Origin of the sequence: Levilactobacillus zymae DSM 19395 (assembly GCF_001434115.1) — a bacterium.
GTDB lineage: Bacteria > Bacillota > Bacilli > Lactobacillales > Lactobacillaceae > Levilactobacillus > Levilactobacillus zymae.
Window position 1 is genome coordinate 285331 of record NZ_AZDW01000013.1, and the last position, 24899, is coordinate 310229.

At 53.7% G+C, this 24899-nt stretch carries 27 protein-coding genes; 12 read left to right on the forward strand and 15 right to left on the reverse strand.

Annotated elements, in window-relative coordinates; genetic code table 11:
• Positions 1 to 213: 213 nt before the first annotated feature.
• From FD38_RS02975 to FD38_RS02995, 5 genes are all read right to left on the reverse strand, one after another.
• A complete protein-coding gene (locus FD38_RS02975; protein WP_057730979.1) occupies positions 214 to 1206 on the reverse strand; it encodes a D-2-hydroxyacid dehydrogenase in 993 nt (330 codons plus the stop codon).
• A gap of 2 nt (positions 1207 to 1208) precedes the next feature.
• On the reverse strand, positions 1209 to 2408 hold the full coding sequence (locus tag FD38_RS02980; RefSeq protein ID WP_057730981.1) for an aminotransferase class I/II-fold pyridoxal phosphate-dependent enzyme: 1200 nt from the start codon (positions 2406 to 2408) through the stop codon (positions 1209 to 1211).
• A gap of 358 nt (positions 2409 to 2766) precedes the next feature.
• Positions 2767 to 3189: a hypothetical protein gene (locus tag FD38_RS02985; protein WP_057730982.1), complete on the reverse strand. Its 423-nt coding sequence runs from the start codon at positions 3187 to 3189 to the stop codon at positions 2767 to 2769.
• A gap of 190 nt (positions 3190 to 3379) precedes the next feature.
• On the reverse strand, positions 3380 to 4927 hold the full coding sequence (locus tag FD38_RS02990) for a tyrosine-protein phosphatase (RefSeq protein WP_057730984.1): 1548 nt from the start codon (positions 4925 to 4927) through the stop codon (positions 3380 to 3382).
• Between the two features lie 321 nt (positions 4928 to 5248).
• Positions 5249 to 6055 carry an aldo/keto reductase gene (locus FD38_RS02995; RefSeq protein WP_057730986.1) on the reverse strand — a complete coding sequence of 269 codons (807 nt, stop codon included), beginning with the start codon at positions 6053 to 6055 and terminating at the stop codon, positions 5249 to 5251.
• Between the two features lie 323 nt (positions 6056 to 6378).
• Between FD38_RS02995 and FD38_RS03000 the strand changes: the two genes are divergently transcribed.
• The 4 genes from FD38_RS03000 to FD38_RS03015 all read left to right on the forward strand — a co-directional run bounded on the left by FD38_RS03000 (position 6379) and on the right by FD38_RS03015 (position 9392).
• Entirely contained in the window at positions 6379 to 6855 is a 477-nt protein-coding gene (locus tag FD38_RS03000) for an FMN-binding protein (RefSeq protein ID WP_147007801.1), read from the forward strand.
• Between the two features lie 3 nt (positions 6856 to 6858).
• Positions 6859 to 7635, forward strand: a complete 777-nt coding sequence (locus tag FD38_RS03005; protein ID WP_057730987.1) for an FAD:protein FMN transferase — start codon at positions 6859 to 6861, stop codon at positions 7633 to 7635.
• Entirely contained in the window at positions 7625 to 8905 is a 1281-nt protein-coding gene (locus FD38_RS03010) for an FAD-binding oxidoreductase (RefSeq protein WP_057730989.1), read from the forward strand. The genes FD38_RS03005 and FD38_RS03010 overlap by 11 nt, the downstream gene beginning before the upstream one ends.
• Before the next feature lie 61 nt (positions 8906 to 8966).
• Complete coding sequence (locus FD38_RS03015) at positions 8967 to 9392, forward strand: cytidine deaminase family protein (protein ID WP_057730990.1); 426 nt, start codon at positions 8967 to 8969, stop codon at positions 9390 to 9392.
• Between the two features lie 94 nt (positions 9393 to 9486).
• On the opposite strand, the gene FD38_RS12535 is transcribed toward FD38_RS03015, so the two are convergent.
• Genes FD38_RS12535 through FD38_RS03030 form a run of 3 tightly spaced genes read right to left on the reverse strand, consistent with a single transcriptional unit; the run spans position 9487 to position 10858 of the window.
• Complete coding sequence (locus FD38_RS12535; protein WP_083485252.1) at positions 9487 to 9909, reverse strand: protein-export chaperone SecB; 423 nt, start codon at positions 9907 to 9909, stop codon at positions 9487 to 9489.
• A complete protein-coding gene (locus FD38_RS03025) occupies positions 9909 to 10469 on the reverse strand; it encodes a helix-turn-helix domain-containing protein (protein WP_057730992.1) in 561 nt (186 codons plus the stop codon). The genes FD38_RS12535 and FD38_RS03025 overlap by 1 nt, the downstream gene beginning before the upstream one ends.
• Before the next feature lie 44 nt (positions 10470 to 10513).
• Positions 10514 to 10858: a hypothetical protein gene (locus FD38_RS03030; RefSeq protein ID WP_057730993.1), complete on the reverse strand. Its 345-nt coding sequence runs from the start codon at positions 10856 to 10858 to the stop codon at positions 10514 to 10516.
• A 428-nt stretch (positions 10859 to 11286) separates the two neighbouring features.
• On the opposite strand from FD38_RS03030, the gene FD38_RS03035 reads away from it, so the two are divergent.
• From FD38_RS03035 to FD38_RS03050, 4 genes are read left to right on the forward strand one after another with little or no spacing between them, the layout of a single operon-like run.
• The gene (locus FD38_RS03035) at positions 11287 to 12174 is read left to right on the forward strand and encodes an ABC transporter ATP-binding protein (protein WP_057730995.1); all 888 of its coding nucleotides are present in this window, start codon (positions 11287 to 11289) and stop codon (positions 12172 to 12174) included.
• A complete protein-coding gene (locus FD38_RS03040; protein WP_057730997.1) occupies positions 12164 to 12922 on the forward strand; it encodes an ABC-2 family transporter permease in 759 nt (252 codons plus the stop codon). Before FD38_RS03035 ends, FD38_RS03040 begins: the two co-directional genes overlap by 11 nt.
• A 21-nt stretch (positions 12923 to 12943) precedes the next feature.
• Positions 12944 to 13708 (forward strand): ABC transporter permease, encoded by a 765-nt coding sequence (locus tag FD38_RS03045; RefSeq protein WP_057730999.1) that lies wholly within the window; start codon positions 12944 to 12946, stop codon positions 13706 to 13708.
• Between the two features lie 20 nt (positions 13709 to 13728).
• On the forward strand, positions 13729 to 14109 hold the full coding sequence (locus FD38_RS03050) for a helix-turn-helix domain-containing protein (RefSeq protein ID WP_057731000.1): 381 nt from the start codon (positions 13729 to 13731) through the stop codon (positions 14107 to 14109).
• A 9-nt stretch (positions 14110 to 14118) separates the two neighbouring features.
• Here the strand turns inward: FD38_RS03050 and FD38_RS03055 are convergent, their stop codons facing one another.
• The 7 genes from FD38_RS03055 to FD38_RS03085 form a co-directional block, all read right to left on the reverse strand.
• Complete coding sequence (locus tag FD38_RS03055; RefSeq protein ID WP_057731002.1) at positions 14119 to 14373, reverse strand: hypothetical protein; 255 nt, start codon at positions 14371 to 14373, stop codon at positions 14119 to 14121.
• Between the two features lie 120 nt (positions 14374 to 14493).
• Positions 14494 to 15774, reverse strand: a complete 1281-nt coding sequence (locus tag FD38_RS03060; RefSeq protein ID WP_057731004.1) for a homoserine dehydrogenase — start codon at positions 15772 to 15774, stop codon at positions 14494 to 14496.
• A 16-nt stretch (positions 15775 to 15790) separates the two neighbouring features.
• On the reverse strand, positions 15791 to 17077 hold the full coding sequence (locus FD38_RS03065; protein ID WP_057731005.1) for an O-acetylhomoserine aminocarboxypropyltransferase/cysteine synthase family protein: 1287 nt from the start codon (positions 17075 to 17077) through the stop codon (positions 15791 to 15793).
• 2 nt (positions 17078 to 17079) lie between these two features.
• On the reverse strand, positions 17080 to 17949 hold the full coding sequence (locus FD38_RS03070; protein WP_057731007.1) for a homoserine O-acetyltransferase/O-succinyltransferase family protein: 870 nt from the start codon (positions 17947 to 17949) through the stop codon (positions 17080 to 17082).
• A 569-nt stretch (positions 17950 to 18518) separates the two neighbouring features.
• Positions 18519 to 19385, reverse strand: a complete 867-nt coding sequence (locus tag FD38_RS03075) for an alpha/beta hydrolase (RefSeq protein ID WP_057731009.1) — start codon at positions 19383 to 19385, stop codon at positions 18519 to 18521.
• Positions 19386 to 19528: 143 nt separating this feature from the next.
• The gene (locus FD38_RS03080; RefSeq protein WP_057731010.1) at positions 19529 to 20323 is read right to left on the reverse strand and encodes an aldo/keto reductase; all 795 of its coding nucleotides are present in this window, start codon (positions 20321 to 20323) and stop codon (positions 19529 to 19531) included.
• A 21-nt stretch (positions 20324 to 20344) separates the two neighbouring features.
• Positions 20345 to 21196 (reverse strand): GRP family sugar transporter, encoded by an 852-nt coding sequence (locus FD38_RS03085; RefSeq protein ID WP_057731060.1) that lies wholly within the window; start codon positions 21194 to 21196, stop codon positions 20345 to 20347.
• Between the two features lie 261 nt (positions 21197 to 21457).
• On the opposite strand from FD38_RS03085, the gene FD38_RS03090 reads away from it, so the two are divergent.
• The 4 genes from FD38_RS03090 (at position 21458) to FD38_RS03105 (ending at position 24758) form a co-directional block, all read left to right on the forward strand.
• Positions 21458 to 22240 (forward strand): DeoR/GlpR family DNA-binding transcription regulator, encoded by a 783-nt coding sequence (locus tag FD38_RS03090; RefSeq protein ID WP_057731012.1) that lies wholly within the window; start codon positions 21458 to 21460, stop codon positions 22238 to 22240.
• Positions 22233 to 22847 (forward strand): NUDIX hydrolase N-terminal domain-containing protein, encoded by a 615-nt coding sequence (locus tag FD38_RS03095; RefSeq protein WP_057731014.1) that lies wholly within the window; start codon positions 22233 to 22235, stop codon positions 22845 to 22847. The genes FD38_RS03090 and FD38_RS03095 overlap by 8 nt, the downstream gene beginning before the upstream one ends.
• Positions 22848 to 23052: 205 nt before the next feature.
• A complete protein-coding gene (locus FD38_RS03100) occupies positions 23053 to 23574 on the forward strand; it encodes a VanZ family protein (RefSeq protein WP_057731016.1) in 522 nt (173 codons plus the stop codon).
• A gap of 128 nt (positions 23575 to 23702) precedes the next feature.
• Entirely contained in the window at positions 23703 to 24758 is a 1056-nt protein-coding gene (locus tag FD38_RS03105; RefSeq protein ID WP_057731018.1) for an AI-2E family transporter, read from the forward strand.
• Positions 24759 to 24899: the final 141 nt, after the last annotated feature.

Genomic DNA, 24899 nt, shown 5'->3' on the forward strand with positions numbered 1-24899 from the left:
AATATCATACTCAAAAAAGCGGTCAGTTGGCCGCTTTTGGGGTTTTAGAGTATTTAATAGATTTATCTAATTATCCTTATACATATCTAACTCTATGACAGCAAACCGTCAGTTTTTTAATTTATTGATTAACGCCACAGTAATATCAGATGCTATATTGCAATGAACGAATAATCTTATCAAATTCAATCAAAAGCGTGGGTTGACTTAAACTTAAATCGTGTGTTCGCTGGTCCCGCCCTGCACGATAGTCAACACGTCGTCGAGACTAATGTCGACCATGTTCTTGACGGCCAGGTTGGTGTAAAAGCCCACGTGCGGGGTAATCATCACGTTAGGCATCTGCATCAACTGGGCAATCAACGGGTCCTGTAACACGTCGTCGGAGTGGTCCTGGTTAAATAACGCCGCTTCGCCTTCGACCGTGTCGAGCGCCGCCCCGGCCAGTTCCCCGGCCTTTAAGGCGGCGACCAAATCGGCCGTCACGATGACCGGTCCCCGTGAGGCGTTGACCACGAAGGCGTCATTTTTCATCTGCTTGAACGCGGCTGCGTCTAATAAGCCCTGCGACGTGGGGTTCAGGTCCACGTGGAGGTCCACCACGTCGGCTTGGCGTAACAGGTCTTCTTTCGTATCTACATAGGTCAACACGTCCGTTAATTCGGCGTGGTGGACCGGGTCAAAGGCAATTACCTTGGCGCCTAACCCGTGGAACAACCGGGCGGCCACGCCCCCAATGCGGCCGGCCCCGATGATGCCGACCGTTAACGAGCGAATCTCGCGGGCCTGCAGCCCGGCCCACTGGAAGTTCTGCTGGCCGATGCGCCGGTCGAACAGTTCCAGGTTGCGAATCAACCGCATGGTCTGGGCAACCGCCATTTCGGCCACCGAATTCGGGGAATAGGCCGGCACGTTGGTCACCGTTAACCCGGCCGCCTTGGCCGCCGCCACGTCGATGGTGTCCACTCCCGCGGTCCGGCTGGTCAGTTGCTTAAGGCCCCAGTCGGCTAACTGCTGGTAGACGCTGGGGTCATCCCCGATGGCACTACGTTGTTGGATGATCAGGCCGTCGTACCCCTGGGCCAGGTGGGCGGTGTCCGGGTGAAACTCCAAGTCGTTGGTATCGACCTGGACCTGATGCCGGTCCGCCCAGTCGTGAATGGCGGCCTGTTCGTCGGGCCGTACGCTGTACATTAAAATTTTCATCGTTACGATTCCTCCTTGGTTAAGCCCTTCGCCGCCACGTAGGCCGTCATCCGTTCGACGGCCGTTTTCAAGTCGGCCATGGAAGCGGCGTAACTGATCCGCACGTAGCCTTCCCCACCGGGGCCAAACGAACTCCCGGGAATCAACGCCACGCGGGCCTCGTGGGCCAGTTCGCGACAGAAGGCCATACTGTCTTGCGGCAGGCCAGCCGGAATCTTACTGAAGAGGTAGAACGCCCCTTCCGGTTTCGCCGACTTGAACCCAATCTGGTCCAGCGCGGCCACCAGGTAATCGCGGCGCGCCTGGTATTCCTGTTTCATTTTTTGTCCGTCATCGAGACCGTTAGCCAGCGCTTCGGTCGCCGCGGCTTGGGCGTTCGTGGTGGTCGACGTGATCGTGAATTGGTGAATCTTGCCCAGTTGGGCCGTGATGGCCTTTGGCGCACACATCAGGCCGATCCGCCAACCGGTCATCGCGTGGGACTTGGAGACCCCGTTAAGCAGAATGGTCTGGTCCGGCAGGTACTGCGCAATCGACACGTGGGTCGCCCCGTAGGTCAGTTCGCTGTAAATCTCGTCGGACAAAACGAAGACCGGTTTATCGGCCAAGACGGCGGCTAACGCCTGCAGGTCGGCGGCTCGGTAAGTCACCCCGGTCGGGTTAGACGGGAAGTTGAGCACGACGGCCTTGGTCTTGGGATGGGCGGCCAGGGTGGCTTTCAGCTTTTCGGGTGTTAAGACGAAACCGTCCGCCGAGGTATCCATGAAGACCGGCACGGCCCCGTTGACCTGCGCCACGGCGATGTACAGTGGGAAAATCGGCGTGGGGATCAGGACCTCGTCGCCGGGATTTAGGATCGATGTTAACGCCGTGTAGATTCCCTCGGTGGCCCCGGCCGTGACGATGACTTCGGTGGCCGGGTCGTAGTGCAGGTCGTATTTGGTGGCTAAGAAGTTCGCCGCGGCCTGCCGCAACGCCGGCGTCCCGTTCGATGGTGCGTAGTGGCTCTCGTTGTTTTCGATACTGCGGATGGCAGCCTGTTTGACGTGTTCGGGTGTGTTGAAATCGGGCTCGCCCAGCGTCAAGCGGACGATACCGGGGATGTTGGCGATTTCGGCGTTGAAGGCCAAGATGTCGGACGGTTGAATTCCGGCGATGGCACGATTCATGTGGTGGGTTAAACTTTCGGGACTAATGGACATAAACATTCCTCCTCAGATTGTGGATCAATGATGGCCGCGACATGACCAATTAAAAAACACACCCTTAGCTGGTTAAACCAAGGGTGTGTTGCTTAAAAATCTGATGATGACACCCCTGGATTGAAATACATCCATGGGCGTTGGGACCTCACAAAAAACCTTTGGCACGCCGCATCGATGCAAAGCACAGAATCGTGTTTGCACCTCAGTAGCGGGCACAAACACTAGCGAAAATACCAAAGGGCGAAACGCGAGTTACCGTTTAACGTGATTCCCAATAATGTCATATGATGAGCTCCTCATTAATTCTTAATCTAACTATAATGTTCTGCCCGGTCCCTGTCAAGGTCGGTTAAGGTTAACCGGGATTGATCTGGTCGATGCCCTTGATCCGCAGGTCGGCCAGACTCGCCAACGGTTCGGGGTAACGCATGATGAGTCGGGTCAGGCCTTGAACTTCCTTGACCTGCAGCATTTGGCACTGGACCAGGATGGCCACGTCGGCGTCAAAGTCGCTGCGGTCGATCCCGTCCCAGTCCCGACTAAAGGTGTCGTCGTGCACCACCGCATAAGGGACGTGCGTCTTCTTGGTGGTCTTATTACCGTACAGGGCGTGGAACAGGATGACGCCCCACCGCCGACCGGCGCGGGCGGTCAGCGTCGCAAACTTCTCGGGGTCGGTCTTTTGCACGTTGGCGGGACTGACCGCGATAAAGGACGCGTTGGGGTCCGGGTTGATGGTCTTCAGGTAGGCAAAGTAATCACGATATTTTCGTTGCATGGGTAAGGTCCTCTCTTTTGGTGAAGTGTTAGTTCTTTTATAGCAGGTTTTAGGGGGCGCTGTAAAGGGCTGGATTTATTAAAAAGTCTAGGTTGAATTTAAAATTAAAAAGAACCCAATTCAATGAATTAGATTCTATTCTTAATCAGCCTAGAAATATATAGTTATAATCTCGTAATGAGGTATTTGCTTATGCTTTGATCAACTTCACAAAGTTCTTTTGAATCCAACGTAGGTGTCCACGTGGACTTTTGATTTGATAGAAAGTTTTAACCTTGCCATTAACTTTAATTTTAGCCGTCTTCATTAATTTCCACTTGGCCTTAGGGTGAAATCCGGTTTTCCCTGATTGGCCAACTTTATGTTTAAGCTTCATATCATAGAAGTAGGCTCGATGCCCCTTTAAGTGAACAAATTGAGCCCTTTTAATCTTCTTCACAGATATAATTTTAACCTTAGTCCGTGCTTTCTTATGTTTTGTAGCCTTCTGAGTTGGTTGGCTTACGGTACTTGAATTTACTTTATTAGAAGTACCAATTGATTGATTTTCAGTAATTGGTTTCTTAATCGATTCAATTACTTTATTAGCAGGTTTAGGCTCTGATGGTACAACATTTACCGATGTATTAGGTGTTACTACGTTAGGGGTAGATGGTGCCGGATAAGCTGTATTTTTACCATCATTAGAAACTAAGTATTTAGATTTCAGTAGCTCCTGTTGTTTGGGTGAAAAGTCCAGTGCCTTGGTGATATAGTTTTGCATGTCACCATAATATTCTTTGATTTCACGATAATATTCCTTGATCCAGCTATAATCAACGTGATGCCAATATGAATCTGACAACATATAATCGTAAGCAGCCGTTTTAGGATCAATCCCCAGCGCTGACATCAAGATGAAACTGGCAATACCTGTCCGGTCTTTGCCTGAAGAACAATGAAATAGTGTAGCACCTGAATTAGTAAGCAATCTATTAAGAAATGTATGGTATGCATCTAGCGAGGTCTTACTAAATTCTACTTGATGATTATAAAAGCCGCCACCCTGTGCTGGTGTTGGATTATCAGGAAACATTCCATTTGCATCGGTATTAAATCCATTGTCAGCAGTATCACCTAGAACTGAAAGATTTTCCCAGGAAACGCCAGCAATTTTTCTATCCGGTCGGCTATTAATTTGTCCCGGAGTTCGTAAATCAATAATATGCTTTAAGCCGTCTTTTAATAGAATTTGCATACCCGTATCTGATAATTTATCCAAAGATTCCGAGCGAATTAACTGATTAGACCTGATTTTCCATTTTTTATTGGCCGTTACATAGCCACCTAAGTCACGATCGTTAGTTAAACCGGTCCCTTTAATCCGGGCCCCTGGCTGACCATCTGTTGGAATGACCAACACGGAAACACCATAACCATCGACCTTGTCTTTATCATTAGTTATTTCACCAATATCTGACAGTTTGTCTGGTAATGGTGCCCATACGCTGGGATCTAGAGTGGGATTTACTTTGGGCTTAGCTTTCTTTTTATCAGTTATCCCGCTATTGTTAGCTGGCTGTTTAGCAGATGGACTATTTTGTTTTTTACTTGAATCCTTATTCGATGCACTCGTATCATTCTTCTCAACAGGTTGTTGGCTAGTTGCTGCCAGTGTGGAAACAATTGGCATTCCAGCACTAGTTAAAGTCAAGGTTAGCATTGCGACACTTAACGTACGCTGTAATCTATGATTCATAACTTAAGCCTCCGGATATTGTATTTTAGTACATTTTAAGTATGACAAACTGATGTTTAAATATTGTATAAGCAACGTATTTATTGCGTAAAGCAAATATTTTGTCGATTTTGAAATCGCTTTAATAAAATTCAATATTGTTTTATTTGTAAATTCGGAAGTATTAAATTCAAATCATCCAAAACAGGATTCATTTTTAATTTAATGAATCCTGTTTTGCGGATAATGCAATTGATCCTTTCATTTAACCAAAAACGAGCACCGCCCAACCTGATAACCATATCAGGTCGAACTGTGCTCGTTGACTAACGTTTAAACGGTTTAGTCGTAGTTCAAATGCTTGTCTTGGTCTAAGCCGTTGATTTCCTTGATTTCATCGGCGGTCAGGTTAAACCCAGAGATTTCAAAGTTTTCCTTGACCCGCGCCGGCTTCGAAGACTTCGGGAAGACCACGAAACCGGTGTCGACTTGCCACCGCAAAACAATTTGGGCCGGCGTCTTGCCGTACTTAGCCGCTAACTTGGTAATCACGGGGTCCTCTAAGATCAAGTGACCGTGACCAATTGGGGAATACCCTTCGTTAACAATGCCGTTATCCGTGTCGAACTTGCCCAGTGCGGCTTGGACCTTGTACGGGTGCCGTTCGATTTGGTTGACCATCGGCTTGACCTTGGCCATGGCGAAGACCTTTTCCAGTTGGTCTTGCGAGAAGTTGGAGACCCCGATAGCCCGCACCTTCTTTTGTTGGTACAGGGTTTCCAGGGCGCGCCAAGTGTCTAAGGTCAAGTCGAAGTTCTTTTCGTTTGGCCAGTGGATCAGGTACAGGTCCAGGTAGTCTAATTCCAAGTCGTGGAGCGTCTTGTCAAAGGCGGCTAAGGTCTTGTCGTAACCTTGGTCGGCGTTCCAGACCTTCGACGTGATGAACAGGTCGGACCGGTCCACGCCGGACGCCTTGATGGCCGCACCCACGGCGGGTTCGTTGCCGTAAATGTGGGCACAATCTAAATGCCGATAACCGGCATCCAAGGCGGTCTTGATGGCCGCGGGGACGTCCTTACTGTCAATTAAGTAGGTCCCGAATCCTAACATGGGGATGGTGACGCCGTTGCTTAACTGTGTCGTTTCCATGAAATTACCTCGCTCTTCAATATTTAAGTCATGATGCATAAGACCATGATACACCACCGCGTAAGCAGTTTCATGGATTTCGCTTCTATCGGCAGAAATTTCATGGCGGGAGCCGCGCTCAAGTCAAGCCTAATCGAACCTTAAAGTCCCTGGTCACAAAACGCCTCCTGAAAAAACGCGCAACGCTAGCGCGCCGTAAGTCTCCCGCCCGCTCCCAAGTCCCCCAAGGATGAGAACTCACCCGTTTCTTAATCTTTCGGCCACACTTTGGTCACAAACGCTGATTAGACTACGAATCAAAAGATCAAGGGAGTGTTTTGCTGATGAAAAAAATAATTCCAGGAATTCTCTCAGTTGCCGTTGCCGGAGCCGTGGCCCTCGACGGTTATTGGCTTTTCGTGAAGGACCATGTCACCGCCGCCACGGGTAATCAGGTCCAATCTAGTGCCTCGTCCAGCTCAACGACCAGCTCGTCGCAAGCGTCCAGCACCAACGCTAGGACTGCCACCAGCGGGACCTACAAGAACGGCACCTACACGGGTAAGGCCACGTCCACCCAATGGGGCGACGTCCAGGTCCAGGCCGTCATCAAGAACGGCAAAATCACCACTATCAACGTGTTGGAATACCCCAACGATAACCAGCACGACAAGCAGATCAACAGTCAGGTTTTGCCGACCTATAAGGCCGAAGCGTTGAAGAAGCAAAGCGCCAAGATTCAACTGGTCTCGGGCGCTAGTGAGACCTATAAGGGCTTTACCGGGTCCCTGCAAAACGCCTTAGACCAAGCGGAGGTGTAGCTCATGATAACACACACGTTTACCTTAGAAGCCATGGCCATGCCGTTTACCGTTAAACTGAAAGCCACCCCGGAAATGGGCCTTTCCGCCCAACGCGTGACCACTTACCGCCAATTGATCCAGCAGGAACTCGACCGGCTGAATCACGAGTTTTCCCCCTTTCGTCCCGATTCGTTGGTCCGCCGGTTTGCCCGCCAAGAGCTGACGGCGGCTCAATTAACGCGTGACTTTCAAACCGTCTACGGGTGGGCCGTACGGGCGCAAGACCAAACGGCGGGGGCGTTCAACCCGTTTTTTGCGGGCCATTACGATCCGACCGGCCTGGTCAAGGGTTGGGCCATTCAACGGGTCTTTGAGCAGTATCTCCGGCCGGCGCTAACGCGTGGCGACCTGGTGGCCGCGGCCATCAACGGCGCGGGCGACGTTCAGACCGGCGTGGCGCCCGGAAGCGATTTTTACTGGCGGGTCGGCATCGAAAACCCGCTGGACCCGACCAGGCCCACCTACGCCTATCGGCTTCAGAACGCGGCCGTGGCCACGTCGGGCACCCGCCAGCACGGTGATCACATCGTCCGGCAAGTGCCGGCCTCGCTCCAACAAGCCACCGTGGTCTGCCCCACCCTGACCCCGGCGGACATCTACGCCACGGCCGCCGTTGCGATGGGCCGGTCGCGCTTTTTAACCTTTAGCCGCCAGCACCAGCTATCGGGGCTCCTGGTGACCACCGGCCCACACGCCCAAGTGGTCCGCATCGAGGGGGGCGTCAGCCATGACGCCTAAGTTATCTTATCTGCGAGGCTTGGTCTGGGCCGTGATCCTTTTTCTCCTGCCCTTACCCTTGATTCAGGCACTCGCGTTGGGGTTACCTTCGATTTACGCCGGTGAGGCCTTCGCCATTCAGTTGGGGTCCATCGCCTACGTCTGGTGGTTGGCCGCCGTGTATCTGGCGACGCGACCCCGGTGGCTGGACCGTTTGATTGGCCTGCCCAGTCTCTACTTGATTCACGGCCTGCTTAGTCTGTTGGCCTTAGTACTGGCCTACTTCCACAAAACCCAGACCTCCTCGTTCGGGTGGATCAAACGCACCGGCAACTGGGCCTTTGACTTATTCGTCGCTCTGATGGCTTATTCGTTGATTTTTCTGGCCGGTTGGTTGACCAGTCGGTCGCGGTTGTTGACCCGGCTAAAACGACAACTCGAGCGGGTCTTTCATCATGAACTATCCATCTGGTTGCACCGGCTAAACCTGGTCGCTTTAGCGTTGGTGTTCGTTCACGTACAGCTGATTGGATACGTGACTAGCATCACCAGTTACATTTGGCTGTTTAACGGCTACACGATTGTCGTGGTGGGTGCGTACCTCTACCAGAAGATTACCCACGTCTGGCGCTTACCGGCCGCCAAGCTGACGGCTAAACGAAAATTGGCGCCCAATTTTTACGAATTTACGCTACAGCTCCGGCGCCCCCATCAACTCGCGGTGCGCCCCGGCGATTACCTGTTCGTGAACTTTCCGCACCACGACGGATTAAAGGAACTCCACCCGTTTTCGGTGGTCAATGCCGTGACCGCGGACGGGCAAATCGTACTCGCCATTCGCGGCGACGGGGACTTCACCCGCCAGATTCAAACGCTAGCCGTGGGCGCCACCGCCCGGTTGGAAGGGGGTTACGGCCGGTTTGCCCCGACGATTCAAGAAAATGCCCACGACCGGTTGGTCTTAATCGCCGGTGGATCCGGCGTGGTGCCGATGATGGCCATCATCGCGGCCTTTCCCACGAAACCCATCACGTTGTACTACACGGCCCACACGGCGGCCGCACTGATCTACGCCGACGAACTGCGCCAATTAGCCCAACAGCGACCGCAACTGACGGTCCATTTACGGGTCGGTCGGTTCCCCGTAGCGACTACGGTGGCCCAAGCCGTCGCGCCGCATACCACCTACCTGCTATCGGGCCCTCGTCCCTTGGGTCACGCCTGGATGCAAGCGTTGTTCCAGCAACACGTGGCGGCCAACAAGGTGTATTACGAGGAATTCACGTGGTGAGCCTTGTCAGGACCAACGACGCTATGGTAATTTAAGCGTAAACCTTAAAGGAAGTGGCCCCATGGATATCTGGGAACAACTGTACCAAGCGGCTAAACCGCTCTACCACCCCGAGGACGTCAACCAATTCATCTACGCGCACAACGTGGTGTGTGCCTTACAAAGTCAGTCTGGGCAGATCTACACCGGTTTTTGCGTCGAGAGTGCCTGCGGGGCGCTCAACTTGTGCGCCGAACGGGTGGCCTTACTGGACATGTTCACCCATAGTGGCGAAACGCAGGTCCGGCGCATCATTTCGTTTCGGGACACGGCCCCGGCCGGCGTCGGCGGGATGCCCTGTGGTGTCTGCCGCGAGGCGTTGCTCGAATTCAACCCGGCTAACCGGGATACGCAGATTATGGTGGACTATGCGACCCGCCAAACCGTCACGTTAGACGAGCTAATGCCGAATTGGTGGGGTCCGGCGAAAGTACGGACGCCAGATTAAGCATCAAACTAACCGATGAAACGACAACCAGGCACTCAATTCTTCTCTTAAAGAGGAGAACTGAGTGCCTGGTTTAATTTTATGGTCTTCCCGCCTAATCGGCCGTCTTCGCAGACTGCGTCTGTTCCTTTAAGACCTGGGTCACATCAATGGTCGGTAAGATCAGCGCTGGATAATCGTTGGACGCATTAGTCAAATTTGAAACCAACGCCCGTACGTACGGGTACAAAATCGCGACAGCATTATTTCTGATCAGTGTGTCCACGCCTAGCCCAGCACGATCTTGGCTGGCGTGGTACAAGAATTCGCCCTGAAGTTGAACGACGACCGCAAACGGATCGTGCGCTAAAGTCCCAACGTGAACTCCAAGCAGCACGTTGATCGTGTCACCGTCAAGGGCGGTGGTCACGGTCAACCGCGGTTTTAGGTCAAGCGGTCGCCCCGTGGTCTTAAATTTTTTATTTCGCTGATAACGTTGTTCTTCCACCGTATAACCTGTAAATTCTAAAGCCGGCATTAGGCCATCCCTCCCGAAAGTTTACCAATTTCAAAGTAATTCGTCCGACCCAACTCACGCGTCATATAAGTTTGGCGTCTAGGCTTTAGATTTTCAGTCGGTCGTGCTGCTAGCGCCTGGGTCAACAGAGTCCCCGGGTCTTGGGGCGCCGGGTAGGCGGTCAAGAAGCCTTGTTGCTGATAATCCTGCTGGGCCTTTCTAAAAGAAATTTCTTGAGAAAGCGTTTGGATACGCTTATTGTTTTCAATCTGAGAAAGCTTGGCATAGCTGAGACCTAACCGACGCGCAAATTCGCGCACGGATAAGCCTAATTGATGGCGGAGAGTCTTAATCTGCTGGGGTTGTAGGTACCCTTTTCGCGCTCGATAAGCCGTAAAAATACTTCTGAAATTTTCGTTAGGATCGTTAAAATCTAACCACAGTTCGCCATCTGCATCTTGCCAATAATGAGTGCGCACCAGGAGATCCTTAACGTCTTTAATCGGGACAACTTCATACTGCCAAACTTCAGTGTAATCACCCGTCGTTTCGGTCTCCGGATTAAAAAAAGTTTTTTTCATCGTTAAATTCCTCCCCGTTAAAAGTTAAGGTATTGTCGCCGACATCATCTAAAGGGATAGTGTAGCGGATAGGCTGCCGGATGGGCTGAAATCCAAAAAACGATGTGGTGTGCCTTAAGTTGAAACTTCAGATAACACTCAGTCGCTTCCAATATCATCCCAAAAATCCAAATATCACCGGGAATGGGTGGGTGATGGTTATCCTTTTCCGGTCCACTAACATAATCTTGCCAGGTAATCCCCGCGTAAATTTCGTTTAGAATTTCATCTGCATCAATTCCTAAAGTAGCCATCGCCATCAAATTTTTACCACGACGACTAATTCGCCACTTGCTTTTGTCATGTTTAATCTGGTCAATTAGCTGCTTAAGTTCAGTTTCTCGAACCATTTCAAATAACCCACAATCGGAATTTCTCCTAGATTTAGTTTAGCACGTCATGTTACCTCTGGGAAACATGACGATTAACTACTAACAAAGAAATCATCCGGATTATTCAGGGCAATATTTTATGTTGCCTAAAAATTTAATGAAAGAACCCAGTTGTTTCAATCGAATTTAGGTTCAATAATCTGCAGCATTAAGTTTAATTTCAGATTAAAAACGACCCACCTGTCTTTAATTAAGTATTCGTGTGATATTCGCCCCGCAACCGCAGTAACTCCCGGTATAACAACCTTTAACACGCCTTGGGTGCACTCAAGTTGCGCGAAAATAACTTGCTATTTGCGAAATGCTTTAACTTAGTTGCTTGTAGGAGCGCCCCCACTAATCGATAGTAGATTTAGAACATTGACTACGGTTAGGAGGAAATGCTCATGTTAACTGTTCAACACGTCGAGACCTATATTCGGCGAAAACCCATTGTCAAAGACATCACCTTTACGATTGCCCCCGGCAGTATCGTGGGACTGATTGGTCCTAACGGGGCCGGCAAAACTACGCTGATGAAAACGATTCTAGGATTGACCAAGTTTAGTGGCACCATTCAGATTGCCCAAGTTTCGGTCACCGAAACGGACCACCGGGCGTTGCGGCGTGTGGGCGCCCTCATTGAACATCCCGCCATCTACCCCTTTTTGACCGGACTGCAAAATTTAGAACTTTATTCCCAGAGCCCGACCGACCGGCAACAACTGATTACCACACTAGAAATGGACGGTTATATTCAGCAAAAAGCCAAGGGGTATTCTCTAGGGATGAAACAGAAACTGGGGATTGCCATTGCCTTTCTTAACCACCCCCAACTGATTATCCTCGACGAACCTATGAACGGCCTCGACGTTGAAGCCACCATTGGCGTCCGCCAACTCATTCACCAATACGCCGCTCAGGGAACGGCCTTCCTGATCTCCAGCCACATTTTAAGCGAACTCCAGCGGGTGATGACCCAGGTCATTCTGATCAATCACGGCCAACTCATCGTCAATCAACCCCTGGACCAGTTTAATCAATTGCATCATCAGAACTACCAATTTCGCACTACCGCCCCGCAGCAGACACGTCAACTGCTGGAAGCCCAACGGATTTCATTCACGACTCACCAGTCCTATTTCTCCGTGCGCCGGGAAACCATCTTTGCGCTACAGGACCTACTAGCCACTCATCACATTTACTTAGAAGAATTAGCCCCCGTTGAGCGTAACTTGGAACAAACGGTAGTCGCCATTTTGGCGCAACAACGGGAGGCCGCTCATGAAAACTAGCCTCAAAGAAGAACTGTTCAAGTTCACGCGGCAAAAAACGCCCGTTTACGGCCTGCTCACCTTACTGGTGCTCATGAGCTATAGTGCTTTGACTGCGCCGATTACCCCCACGCAACTCATTTTCGAATTTGGGGCCGTCCAGTGGGTCACGATTATTATGATTGCCGTTAGTTCAGCGTTTCTGGCAATGGAATACCGTCAGCACACGATTATCCTACTAGTCGCTAAACATCCACGGCGATTCCAAGTTTATCTGGCCAAACTACTGGTACTTTGGCTCTACAGTCTTGTCCTCACGGGACTGGCGACAGTGTTTACGGTCGTCCTTAAAACAATTTTTGTGGGTCACCGCTACGGGTGGTTCCACCCCGTCGCCCACCACCAGACGCTTTTCGCGTTATTAAGCGGTAACGTGTTGGGGACACTCCTCTATACGTTATTCATCGTCGCCCTGTCCTTACTATTAATTACCCTCGTTAAAAGTAACGCGATTGTGATTGGCATCGGGCTGGCTCTGGGGTTCATGGGCGCGGGCTTTTCGGTGGCTTTTATGCACACCTTTGCCGCCCAAGTAGCCCTGATTCGGTGGAACCCGCTGAATATGATTTTTATTACCCAACAATTAGCCAATCCGCCCTACGCAGCCATCTCACACCTCAGCAACGGGCAGGTGATCAGCGGCACCCTGCTGTATACCGTGGCCTTTATCTTGGTCGGATACTGGCTATTTAAAAAACGTCCAGTTTAGACCGTTAGGAGGGAAATTCAAATGCGACTTAGTTTACGACAGGAGTTTTACAAGCTCCGCCACCGTAAAATCATTTGGCTGGCACCCATCATCCTCCTCGTTCTGATGGTCATGACCGGCTACACAATAGGGTATAATGAAACTAAATTGTCAATGGCCACTAGTTACGACGCCCCTGATTGGCTCATGTTGATCTTAGTCGTGGTCGGCGCCACTACCTTCTCCATGGAATTTCAAAATCACGCCATTTTGACCCTGCTGTACAAGGCACCTGCCAAACGAGACGTGTACCTCGCCAAATACATCGTCATTCTGGGGTACAACGTTTTCCTGCACGGCGTTGCCATCTTATGGACGATGCTCCTGTGCCAAACGCCCCTTAATCGCCCCGTCGCCTGGTCAACCGTCTACCTTTACCACCAGCCGCTCTGGGAAAACCTGCTCAAAACCATGGCGGTAGACGTTGTGACCACCACCTTGATCATTAGCCTAATTTTTCTGCTCTCGTGCCTGATTAATAATAATGCAATCGTCATTAGCGTGAGTCTACTCGTGGTCTTTATGGGCCAGTTTGTGTCGTCTAATCTGCTGATGGCCAACCAAGGCGTATGGTTGTTGCGCTGGAATCCCTTTAACATGACCAACTTAACGCGGGAGTACTACAACTACACTACCTATTACGCCACCAGTCACCTGCAAAACTCACAACTTTTACTAGGTACCTTACTTTACACGGGGCTCTTTGTCGTGAGTGGGTATCTCATCTTTAGAAAAAAGCGTTTTTAACGCCGCCGGAGGTTATCACCATGAACCAATTTCCCCAACAACTCAAAAAACTTAGAAAAGCCACGAATACTACCCAGGACGACCTAGCTAGTCAGTTATTCGTGACCCGCCAGGCCATTTCCAAATGGGAATCCGGGGACTCCACGCCCGACCTGACAAACCTGATCAAGTTAACCGATATCTTTAACGTCAGCCTCGACACACTAGTTTTTGGTCGTGACGAGCAGGACTCAAAAGTCGATACGAGTGAATTCGTATTCGATCCCAAGCGGAACCGTTACGTGCGCCGGTTCGGCAACATGAACTTTTGGGATTTTCTGGCCGGTTATTGGTGGGTCCTGGTGATTCTGGCTTTTATCATCGGATTCTTTTCAATCTTCTGGGCGGCGTCGGCACATTAACTCCCGTCCTCACATCACCCAAAACCAGGGGAATAACAGAAACCGCCACAGCACACACCCTAACGTATCCCCGTATGCCGGTTCCAGCTTTTCTCGCTGGTTCTCGAGGTAAACGGCCGGAAAGCCAATGAGGAAAAACAAGGTGCCAGAGATTCTGGTGTTACTGTTCAACCGCCAAAGATCGGCGATGACCCAAATCAACGTGATGACGTAAACCAGCCGAACGCCCCACAACAGGCCCTTAATTTTAGTCAGCGCGTTCATGGTGCCATCCCCCTTCTAAGTCCAGCATACCGAAAGCTACCGACCAACGCAAAACGCCTCCCAAGCGGCATCATGCCGTCTGGGAGGCGTTTTAATTAGGGTTACTTCTATATTATAAGGTTACCCGATAGCTGCGCGCGAGATTGCCTCGCGGTCTGCCGCGACTTCCGGCCACTGCACCGTCCCGGCAATCGGGACAATCTGGAGATCCTCGGTGGCCCGCAGGATTCGCACCTGTTGGGGGTTCAAAACATCGGTGCGGTACACGCCCGCAGCCACCGGCGTCAAGACCAATTGGTTGGTCGCCGCGTAGCACTGCAGGTCGACCGGCGCCAGGTCACTGAATAAGAGGTAGCTTTGCGCCAACGCCGCCAGGTTGGTCACCGGTAACTGTTGGACCGGCGCACTCAACGCGGTACCACGGACCCCCTGTTGCAGCCGACGGGTGGCGACCAGCACGTCGTTTAAGACGCTGTTGGCCGTGGCCGTACTGCCGGCACCGGGGCCGGTATACAGGCTTTCGCCGATGGCCTGGCTCCGGATGGCGACCCCGTTTTGCACGCCCTGGACCTGGCTTAAAATCTGGGTCGTCGGCACCGCGACCGGGGCGACCCGGCAGTACAGGTGATCGGCGTGGCGTTGTGCCTGGGCCAGTAACTTGATCTGCCAGCCGTGTTGCGCGGCGAATTGACACTGCGCGGCCGTCACGGTGGTGATGCCGACCGGGCGAATCTGTTCTCTGGTCAGGTGTTGGCCGAACGCCAGTTGGCCGAGAATCATCAATTTATAGGTGGTGTCCAGACCGCTGACGTCGTTGGTCGGGTCGCTTTCCGCGTAGCCCGCCCGTTGTGCCGCCGTGAGTGCCTGGTCGTAGGACTGCCCCGCCGTCATGGCGCTTAAGATGTAGTTGGCGGTCCCGTTTAAGATTCCGGTCACGGCCTGCACGGTGTCGGTGGCGTAGCTGTCCGTGAGCGTCCGTAAGATGGGGATGCCCCCGGCCACGCTGGCCTCGTAAAATAGGTCGCAGTGCTCGCGCCGGGCTAAGGCAATCAACTCCTGACCGGCCGTCGCAATCAGGTCCTTGTTGGCGGTGATCACGGACTTGCCGTGGGTCAACGCCGCCACGATGGCCTGTTTGGCCGTCGTCAGCGTGCCCATTACCTCAATCACCAATTGAATCTGCGGGTCCGCCACCACGGCGGTGATGGAATCGGTCAGGTGCGTTTCCGGGGGTAAGGGGACCTGCCGGGCGCGGGCTAAATGGGCCACGGCCACCTTAGTCAGTTGTAACTGAATGCCTTGAGTCTCTTCAATCGTGGTCACGGCTTGCGGCCAACGGGTAATCACCCCGCTGCCGACGGTCCCTAACCCCAACATGCCAACTTGAATGGTCGTGGTCATTGGTCAGCGCTCCTTTCTAAATTTTGTCGAGGGCCTGTTTCAGGTCCGCAATCAAGTCATCGACGTTTTCGACCCCCACGGAGATCCGAATCAAATCGGGGGTCACGCCGGCCGCTAAGAGTTCTTGTTCGTTGAGTTGGGCGTGGGTCGTCGAGGCCGGGTGAATGATCAGCGACTTGGCGTCCGCCACGTTAGCCAGTAAGGAGAAGAGTTGCAGGTGTTCGATCAACGCCTTGCCCGCCGCTTCACCGCCGGTCAGGCCCAACGTGAAGATGGAGCCAACGCCGTGGGGGAAGTATTTCGTTGCCAGGTCGTGGTACTTACTGTCCGGTAATTCGGGGTAGTTGATCCAGGCGACCTTGGGATGGTCGTTTAAGAAGGCCACAATCTTACGGGTGTTTTCCACGTGCCGTTCGACCCGTAAGGACAACGATTCGAGGCCCTGTAAGAGTAAGAAGGAATTGAACGGACTGATGGTGGCCCCGGTATCCCGTAACGTTTCGGCCCGGACCTTGGTGGTAAAGGCGCCCCCGCCGAGATCGGCAAAGACTAAGCCGTTGTACTGTGGGTCCGGTTGGGTAAATTCGGGGTACTTGCCGCTAGCCTTCCAGTCGAACTTGCCACCTTCGACGATCACGCCACCCATCGTGGTCCCGTGGCCGCCGATAAACTTCGTCGCGGAGTGGACCACCACGTCGGCGCCGTGTTCCAGTGGCCGAACCAGGTACGGGGTGCCGAAGGTGTTGTCGACGATGAAGATGATGTGGTGCTTATGGGCGATGGCGCCGATGGCCTCGAAGTCCACCAGGTTGATGTCGGGGTTCCCGATACTTTCGACGTAGAGGGCCTTGGTGTGTTCGTTGATCTGGTCCTCAAAGTTTTGCGGGTCATCGGAGTCCACGAAATGTGTGGTGATGCCTAGTTTCTTTAACGTCACGTTGAACAGGTCGTAGGTCCCGCCGTAAAGGGTCTTGGCCGACACAATTTCGTCTCCCTGTTGGGCGACGTTCAAAATGGCGGCGGTAATTGCGGCCGACCCGGTGGCTAACGTCACGCCCGCCGTCCCGTGTTCTAGCGCGGCGACCCGTTTGTCGACCACGTCGGTCGTGGGGTTCGTCAAGCGGGTGTAAATGTTGCCGGCGTCGGTCAGCGCGAAGCGACCAGCGGCCTGCTTGGCGTCCTTAAAGACGTAGGACGTGGTTTGGTAAATCGGCACGGCCCGGGAGCCGGTTTCGTCGACCGTTTGACCGGCGTGGACCTGTAACGTTTCAAAGTGGTAGTTTTCTGGGTTGGTTTCTGTCATGATTAAAGACCTACTTTCGTTAAAGTTAAACTGGCTAACCAGTTTTGGTAGAACCGCCGACTGGCATCCGGCCAGCTATAGTTCACGACGGTTGCATCGGACTGTTCAAAATAATGTTGCGGTACCGGAACGCGGCGGTGTTGGCGGCGATCACGGTGATATTCGCGGGCCAAGGTGTCCGCCGCGTACTCGGGATGCCCCGTCACGTAGACCGCTCGCTGTTCGGACGACGTTAAGACCAGCGGCCCGACCTCGGCGTTAGCGGCGACCACCTGCAGGTCGGCCGGTAACTGCGCCGGTAAATCAAGCGCCGTGTGCCGGGATTGGGGCATTTTCAACAGCCCCCCGGCACTCAGGCCACTCATCAGGGGCGAGTGGTCGTCGACGGTCGTGGCACTGTAGATGCCAAAGGCCTTTTGCGGCAGGTCGTACTTGGGGATGTCGAAGTCCTGGTACAGCCCCGCCTGCGCCGCCCAACATTCGTAAAGGGTCTGACTGGCGTGGCGGTGGGCCCAGTCGCTGATGGCCACGAACTCGTGCCAGTAATCCACGTCCTCAAACGGCAATTGTTCGACGGGCGCCCCGGTGATGATCACCCCATCGAAGGACTGGTCCACCACCTGGTCGATCGACACGTAGTTTTCAACGACGGCCGCGCGGGCCACCGTTTTGAAGTGGTGGCGCGTCGGGTACATGAAGGTGACCGCCACGTCCTGGTCGACCGCCGCGAAGCGTTGGAGAAATTGCCGTTCCGTCTCCAACTTGGTGGGCATCAGGTTTAAGATTAAAATTTGTAAGGGATCGGTCTGTAACTCGTCGTCAATCCAGTCGTGTTGGGCCTTGAGCAGCCCGTTAGTTGCGATTACCGCCATGTGATGACTTCCTTTCAATTAAATTTCGTCAAAGAAAAAAGCTTCCGTCCAATTAGTCTCTAATCATTAGAAACTAACGGACGAAAGCTTTCGCGTTACCACCGTAATTTACGACTACCTCGCGATAGCCGTCTCGACAAGTACCCCGGGAAATCCCGGGAGACTCCGCAAGATATCGGTTGCCTCCGCACCCGTAGCCTTGCGACCCGGGTCATGACTCCAAGCTCATCTTCACGCGGCTGACGATTGCTTCTCGCACCAAATCGAAGCTCTCTGGAAATCGTCGGCGTTGCTACTCTTCTCTTCAACGTCTTTAATCATTTTTTAATTTAAAGCTAATCTACCACCAGATTTTATTAGTGTCAACTCATTTTCTGAAAAAAGTTGCTGGTGGTCACGGGTAACCCGTGTAGGCAGATGCGGGCTCGTTCCCGTTGTGCCGCCGGTTCGGTACTGGCTGGACGATCTTCCGGGCGTTGGAAAAAAAGTCCGGTTCACGTGACACCGCCCCACCGGCCCAACTGAAAAAATTGGACCCCGCAATTAATCTGTGCAACCCGATTTTTTAGCTATTTTTGCCACAAGAATTTGATCAGTAGCCGATTGACCTGCGCATTATCGTGTAACTTACTGTGTTGAGCGTTGGCCCCCACGATGCGGCGTTCCTGGTACGACTTAGCCCGGTCGGCCACCAGATAACGCAGCGACTTGGACGAGGCGTTGCTGACGCGGCCGTCCGAATGGGTGCCGTTGTTCAGGTCGCCATAAATGTTAAGCACCCGGGCCTGCCGCGGATAACGTTGCCGCAACGCCAACAATTGCTGGTAGTCGCGGTCCATCTTCGTGGGCTTCCCCGCCGCCGTTAATTTCATCCGGTTGGGCTCGTCGTTCATCCCCAGGATGCCGTTAAAGTGCCCGGCGATGTCGACCTGTCGCTGCAGTTGCGGCAAGTGACTGTTCTGCGCGTTTTTCAAGAGGTAAAAGACCATGGCCATGTTGCCCATCGAGTGCCCCACCAGGTTGAACCGGGTGATGTGGTAGGTTTTCTGCAACCCGGTGATCACGTTTTTGGCCCAGTCGGCCGTGGTGCGATAATCACCGTCGCGGTTGGCCGTGAACTGGACCGCCACGATGGGATGATAGTCGCCGGCCTTAAACCGCCCGCGCCAGCTGACGTGACCGTCCTTGGCGACGGTGGCGTGCAAAACGGTGCGGGTCACCCCGGCCTTTTGCGCGGCGCGAATCATTGGCATCTCGGCGTTGGCACTACTGCCGTAACCGTGAAAGAACAGTGTCGGGACGTACTTGGCCCCGTCGAGTTTGGTGGTGCTGGCTTGCGGCCCCGTTTTGCCGCGCGCCGCACAACCGCCGAGAATCAGTAAGATGATGAGACCGAGACTGAACCAAAAGTGTCGTTTGCGTAATTGTCGTTTCATGTGACTAATCGCTCCCCTAGCAATTAATTTATTTATTTTAGTATACGGCGAATTGTCCGCGGCGTCACGGGATCACCTTGCCACAACGTAAGGCACTAAACGCCGTCCGGATCTCCACAGAGAAGATTCAGACGGCGTTTACTTTACCAAAAATTTTCGGTCGGGTTCCGCAGCGTGGCGAACCGGTGCAGGTCATTCACCGAAAGGGGCCCGGCCAACCGGGTGTCCGTTGCGAGTTGCGCGGGTGTTCGCGCCGTCAAAAGGGGCAAGATACCCCGTTGCACGCAAAACCGGACCGTCAACTGGGCCGCACTCACCCCGTACTTTTCGGCCATGAGGCGCACGCCGCGGTTACGCACCGGCTTTTCCGCGACTACCGGGGCCGCGATTAACAAGTGGTGGGCCCGCGCAAAGGGTAACAGCTGGCCCAGTGGTCGACCGATTAGCCCAGAAATTTGGACAACGGCCGGCGGAACGGTCGCGTGACGCCAGAAATTTTGTAAGTCCGGTAGGGTTAAGCCAGCGACGCCAATGGCCCGTACCAGCCCGGCGCGCGTGAGTTCTTCTAGGTTCCGCCGCGCGGTGAGCCAATCTTGCCCGGTCCGGTCCGCGGTCCACACACACAAATCCACCGTACTCAGGCCGAGACACTTCAGCGCGCCCGTCACCGTCGGTCGAATGGCGGTGGGCGCTACCGTGGAGGCCAGCTGAACGGTCACAAAGATGGTCGACCGCCGGAACCCCGATTCTCGAATCGCTTGCCCGACCTGGGCCGTATTGGTGGCCGGCAGGGTCAGGTCCAGCTGGCGGTAACCCAGGCGCAAGGCCGCTAAGACCAGTTGCCGGGTCCGACCTACCGGGAGTTGCTGGGTACGAAGGCCCATCTTGGGGATGCGCGCCCCGGTATTTAACCGATAATCCGTCGTTAAGTTAGTCATGGAGAATTGCCTTCTTTACACTTATAGGGTGGCCGTTAAAATGCTCCCGGCGACGATCAGCACCAGGCCGCTAATGGTCAGCCGTAACTCCCGGGGACTTTTCTTTTCGTGGAGAATGAAGATAGCCCCTAAGGTCGAAACTACCACGCTCAACTGGGTGATGACGAAAACCGTAGCGATACCGGCCGCCTGGGCCGCAAAGATGTAGGCCAGTGACGACAGGCCAAAGACCAACCCAATCAAACCGTTGCCCCAGCTAGCCGGTTCGGCGAAGGCCCGCCCCTTAGTTTGCCAGAAGACGTACACTAGCGCCCCACAAAAGATGCCCAACATTTCGGGGAAAAACAGGTGGATGCCCGCGGCGTCGATCGTTTTGGGTAAGGCGCTGTAGGCCCAATACCCGATGGTGGTCGGCACCAGGATCGCCAGCCCGGACGTTAACGAAGATTGCCCCGTGCTTTTAGTGTCCGTGATGGCGGTCAGCGCGACCCCGGCCACCACTAAAATGATGGCAACGGTCCCCAGCAAGCGGGCGGTGGTCCCGGCCCATTCACCGAAGATCAGCACCCCGATCAGCGACGTGCCAACGATTTGTAGGCCCGTGGAAATGGGCATGGTACGGGTCACGCCGATGCGGGTGAAGGCCACGAACTGCCCGACCTCGCCCCAGGCCCACAGGAAGCCCGCCGCAAAACTCAACCAAAAGTTAAGCCCGTGAACGCTCCCAGAGAAGAGCCCCACCAACAAGCCGACCAGCCCAGCCCCCATACCGGTCCCTAAGACCTGATTCGTGGGACTGCCCCCGACCTTGCGGGCAATCAGGGGTTGGGTCCCCCAGCCCAGTGCCGGAATTAGTGCGAGTAAGATACCCATGTCACCATCCATCCCTTCTAGGCCCCTCATTCATGACGGGGCCCTTTGTGTTAAGTACGGTCATGCTTCAGCTTTCCCGTCCACTGTACCCCGATTCGCGGGAATGCCCCACCAACGGGGTACTAAATCCGACACAAAAGAAACCTGCCAAATTAACGCTGGGATCCGTTGATTGACCACCGAAAGCCTATCCACTTGAATTTAAGGCAAAATAAGCTATTATTAAGCATATACTTAAATCAATGCAAAGAAGGGAACTTTATGACCCAGAAATCCCGCCTCGCCCAAATCATGACCCACTTGCAACAACGCCAAACGCTCAGTCTCCACGACATCATGGCCCTCACCGGCACCTCCCGGGACACCGCCCGCCGCGACATCATCAAGTTGGCCGATAGCCAGTTGGCCGAACGCAACTACGGCGGCATCAGCCTGCCCAACACCTTTAATAAGCTGGACCAGTACCTGGACCGGCAAAACGACCTGCTGACGGTCAAGCGCGCCCTAGCGCAACGGGCCAGTACCCTGTTAGCCGGTCAACGGCTACTGTTTCTCGACGTTTCGTCCACGGTGACCTGTCTCCCCCAATACCTGACTACTAAACCCGCGGCCCCCGGCCTACTGGTCACCAATTCGCTCGACGTGGCCGACCAAGCCCTGCGCCATGCCGCCTACCGTACGCGCATTCTGGGCGGGCCGCTCAACGCCGAACAGCGGTGCGTTCAGGGCCCCGATAGCATTTTAGACCTCACCAAGTTTCATTTTGAGACAGCAGTGTTGAGTTGCGCGGGCTTAACGGCTGACGGGGTGTACTACGCCTACGAAGACGACATCGCCGTGAAGGCCGCCCTCAAGCAACAAAGTACACAGCTCATGTTGCTGGTGGACCACACTAAAGTGAACGTGACCCACAACTTTCGGCTCTTTAAGCCCAGCGACTTCGCCACCATCGTGACCGACCAGCCCCTACCGGCCGAAATTGCCGCCCAGATTCCGGCGGACCGGTTGGTGGTCTTTGAAGGAGGAACTACTAATCATGACTGACGACCTACTAACCACCCAACGCAACATGCTGGCCCTGATTCAAAGCGGCCTGGCGTTTACCCAGGACCCGTTCGACCGGGACCGCTACCAAAAACTCCAAGCCTTTCTCCTACAACAAATGGCCCTCAATCCCCAGGTGAACGTGGCTCAACTGAAAACGGCGCTAACCCAAGATACCGGGTACGTGACGCCCAAGGTCGACGTGCGCGCGTTGATCCTAAAAGCCGACCGTGTTTTGCTGGTGCAAGACGTGCCCACGCAGACCTGGGCGCTTCCCGGCGGTTACGCGGACGTCGGTTATTCGCCCCGGGAAAACATTCAGCGCGAAGTCCGCGAGGAGACCGGTTTGGCCGTGCGGGTCCGCGGCCTGTTACATATCTTTGACACGGCCCGGCGTCCCGACATCCCCCAGGTTGCCCAGTTTTACAAGTTGGTCTTCGCGTGCGACCCGCTGGATGGTCACTTCGAACCCAACATGGAGGTCGACCGGATCGGCTATTTCGACCTAGCCGCCCTGCCGCCGTTGTCGTTGAACCGGACCACACCGGAACAATTGACCACGCTGCTACAAGCGCAACGCACGCAGACGCTCAGCCGAACCGACTAGTTATCCGCTCTCCGCTCGACCCGTTGCGGCGCCAAATTCTCGTAAAAGTGTGATGTTTTCGTGACCACGACCTTGTGATTTCATTAAGCCCCCAAAGAAACCGTAAAGACCACCCCCAAACGGTGTTGTTAGCGGGTCTTCTGCGCTAGTATGGGAAACATATTCAGTTACCCGCTGATCTCAATTCTCAAACGGAGGTGGTTATATGCGCTGGGAACCCTTACTCATCATCTTACTTGTGGCCAGTCTAAGTGGCCTGACCATTCTGACTACGGTGGTCAATCGGCAACATCGTTGGTTTGCCTTAATCACCTTAGGCTACTTAACCAGTTTGGCCGCTATCGTGTTCACCCCCTTAGCCTTTACCGGCACGGCCGTTTACATCATGCCGCCCGGCACGGGACGCGTGAACCTGACCCAACTCGACTTATTTAACCTGGGCTTTGCCGAAAATATCCTGATGACCCTGCCACTCGGCCTGCTGGTCAAATGGCTGTGGCCGCGCCTACCGCTGATTGGCGTGACCCTCTTCGGGTTCTTCGTCGGCGGCAGTATCGAAACCATGCAATACGTCCTGTCCCACCACTGGTTGATCAACCGCAGTAGCGACATCAACGACGTCTTAGCCAACATGCTGGGTGTCTTGGTGGGCGGCGCCTTAGTGGCCTTGTACTACCACTTCAGACCGGTGCGCCAACGCAAGCTGGCCGCCGCTCAGGACAGTTAGCCCCTTGTTAACGACAACTCACAAAAGTCCCGTCGGTCAGCTCGACCGGCGGGGCTTTTGCCGTAGTTGCAATCCACCAGCACCCAGCGTAAACTCAACGTATTACCTGCTTTGGAGAGGATGTTTGCATGTTACCTAGTTTAAAACGCGCCTGGCAAAACCCGTTAACGGCCTATTACCTGGCGCTGGTGCTCCTGATCATCATCGCGTGGTGCGCCCGGGGCTTCCTGTCGCTGGCGTTGTTCACGGTGATCTTTATTTACCTGGCCAATGCCGCCATCACGGGGATCGAGCGCCATTTACATCTGGGACATCTGTTGGCGACCCTACTGGTGTACCTGATTTTTCTGGGCATCTTAGTGGCGGCCTTCGCCCAGATCATTCCCCCGCTAGTCGATGAGGTGGAAAACCTGCCGCACGCAGTCAACCGCCTGATTCAGACCTACCCGCAGCTGGAAACGTCGGCCAAGAAGTTACTGAAAAATCTGACGCAAAACGCGTCCGTGATCAGTAACAGTAAGACCCTCTTCACCTCCGGCATCGGGAAACTTTCCCGGTTGAGTTCCGGGGTCGAAACCATCGTGTTGGCGTTCTTCTTCAGCTTTATTTTCAACCTAACCAAGGCTCAACTTCAACGCTTCGTCCACGCCTTTACTAAGAGTCGTTTCGCGAAACTGTTCGTACCGATGGGCGACCTGATTCTCAGCTTCGTTCAGATCTTCGGGACCGTGATTGAGACCCAACTATTAATTTGTTCCATCAACACGGTATTGATGGTCTTAGGCCTCTGGATTCTGCACATGCCGAGCCTGCTGATCTTAGGGATTGCCGTGTTCTTCCTGGGCTTGATTCCGGTGGCCGGGGTCCTGATCTCGCTGATTCCACTGACCATCATCGCCTTCGTGACCGGCGGCGTGTTACGGGTCTTGGAGGTCCTGGTCTTGGTCATCCTGGTGCACCTGTTTGAATCCTACTTCCTGCACCCCCGCTTGATGGCCAACGCCACCAACCTGCCGATCTTCGTGACCTTCATTACTTTGATCGTCAGCGAGCAGATCTTCGGCACCTGGGGGCTGATCGTTGGCGTGCCGCTGGTGGCCTTCTTCCTGAAGGTCTTTGACGTCCAGCTCACGACGCCCAAGCAACCACACCAACCGAAAATGACGAGTTCACCTTCTAAATAATAGATTTAATCCCGTTGACCAGGAGCTCCCCTTGGGTTCTGGTCAACGGGATTTTTGGGTCGTAACGTCGGCCCTGACGGTTGTTTGGTGAACTTATGCTATACTAACTGATAGATATCTAATCATTTAAGGAGTCTTAAC

Coding starts and splice junctions, on each gene's coding strand:
- FD38_RS02975 (WP_057730979.1), bottom strand. CDS start 1,206: ATGAAAATTTTAATGTACAGCGTACGGCCCGACGAACAGGCCGCCATT.
- FD38_RS02980 (WP_057730981.1), bottom strand. CDS start 2,408: ATGTCCATTAGTCCCGAAAGTTTAACCCACCACATGAATCGTGCCATC.
- FD38_RS02985 (WP_057730982.1), bottom strand. CDS start 3,189: ATGCAACGAAAATATCGTGATTACTTTGCCTACCTGAAGACCATCAAC.
- FD38_RS02990 (WP_057730984.1), bottom strand. CDS start 4,927: ATGAATCATAGATTACAGCGTACGTTAAGTGTCGCAATGCTAACCTTG.
- FD38_RS02995 (WP_057730986.1), bottom strand. CDS start 6,055: ATGGAAACGACACAGTTAAGCAACGGCGTCACCATCCCCATGTTAGGA.
- FD38_RS03000 (WP_147007801.1), top strand. CDS start 6,379: ATGAAAAAAATAATTCCAGGAATTCTCTCAGTTGCCGTTGCCGGAGCC.
- FD38_RS03005 (WP_057730987.1), top strand. CDS start 6,859: ATGATAACACACACGTTTACCTTAGAAGCCATGGCCATGCCGTTTACC.
- FD38_RS03010 (WP_057730989.1), top strand. CDS start 7,625: ATGACGCCTAAGTTATCTTATCTGCGAGGCTTGGTCTGGGCCGTGATC.
- FD38_RS03015 (WP_057730990.1), top strand. CDS start 8,967: ATGGATATCTGGGAACAACTGTACCAAGCGGCTAAACCGCTCTACCAC.
- FD38_RS12535 (WP_083485252.1), bottom strand. CDS start 9,909: ATGCCGGCTTTAGAATTTACAGGTTATACGGTGGAAGAACAACGTTAT.
- FD38_RS03025 (WP_057730992.1), bottom strand. CDS start 10,469: ATGAAAAAAACTTTTTTTAATCCGGAGACCGAAACGACGGGTGATTAC.
- FD38_RS03030 (WP_057730993.1), bottom strand. CDS start 10,858: ATGGTTCGAGAAACTGAACTTAAGCAGCTAATTGACCAGATTAAACAT.
- FD38_RS03035 (WP_057730995.1), top strand. CDS start 11,287: ATGTTAACTGTTCAACACGTCGAGACCTATATTCGGCGAAAACCCATT.
- FD38_RS03040 (WP_057730997.1), top strand. CDS start 12,164: ATGAAAACTAGCCTCAAAGAAGAACTGTTCAAGTTCACGCGGCAAAAA.
- FD38_RS03045 (WP_057730999.1), top strand. CDS start 12,944: ATGCGACTTAGTTTACGACAGGAGTTTTACAAGCTCCGCCACCGTAAA.
- FD38_RS03050 (WP_057731000.1), top strand. CDS start 13,729: ATGAACCAATTTCCCCAACAACTCAAAAAACTTAGAAAAGCCACGAAT.
- FD38_RS03055 (WP_057731002.1), bottom strand. CDS start 14,373: ATGAACGCGCTGACTAAAATTAAGGGCCTGTTGTGGGGCGTTCGGCTG.
- FD38_RS03060 (WP_057731004.1), bottom strand. CDS start 15,774: ATGACCACGACCATTCAAGTTGGCATGTTGGGGTTAGGGACCGTCGGC.
- FD38_RS03065 (WP_057731005.1), bottom strand. CDS start 17,077: ATGACAGAAACCAACCCAGAAAACTACCACTTTGAAACGTTACAGGTC.
- FD38_RS03070 (WP_057731007.1), bottom strand. CDS start 17,949: ATGGCGGTAATCGCAACTAACGGGCTGCTCAAGGCCCAACACGACTGG.
- FD38_RS03075 (WP_057731009.1), bottom strand. CDS start 19,385: ATGAAACGACAATTACGCAAACGACACTTTTGGTTCAGTCTCGGTCTC.
- FD38_RS03080 (WP_057731010.1), bottom strand. CDS start 20,323: ATGACTAACTTAACGACGGATTATCGGTTAAATACCGGGGCGCGCATC.
- FD38_RS03085 (WP_057731060.1), bottom strand. CDS start 21,196: ATGGGTATCTTACTCGCACTAATTCCGGCACTGGGCTGGGGGACCCAA.
- FD38_RS03090 (WP_057731012.1), top strand. CDS start 21,458: ATGACCCAGAAATCCCGCCTCGCCCAAATCATGACCCACTTGCAACAA.
- FD38_RS03095 (WP_057731014.1), top strand. CDS start 22,233: ATGACTGACGACCTACTAACCACCCAACGCAACATGCTGGCCCTGATT.
- FD38_RS03100 (WP_057731016.1), top strand. CDS start 23,053: ATGCGCTGGGAACCCTTACTCATCATCTTACTTGTGGCCAGTCTAAGT.
- FD38_RS03105 (WP_057731018.1), top strand. CDS start 23,703: ATGTTACCTAGTTTAAAACGCGCCTGGCAAAACCCGTTAACGGCCTAT.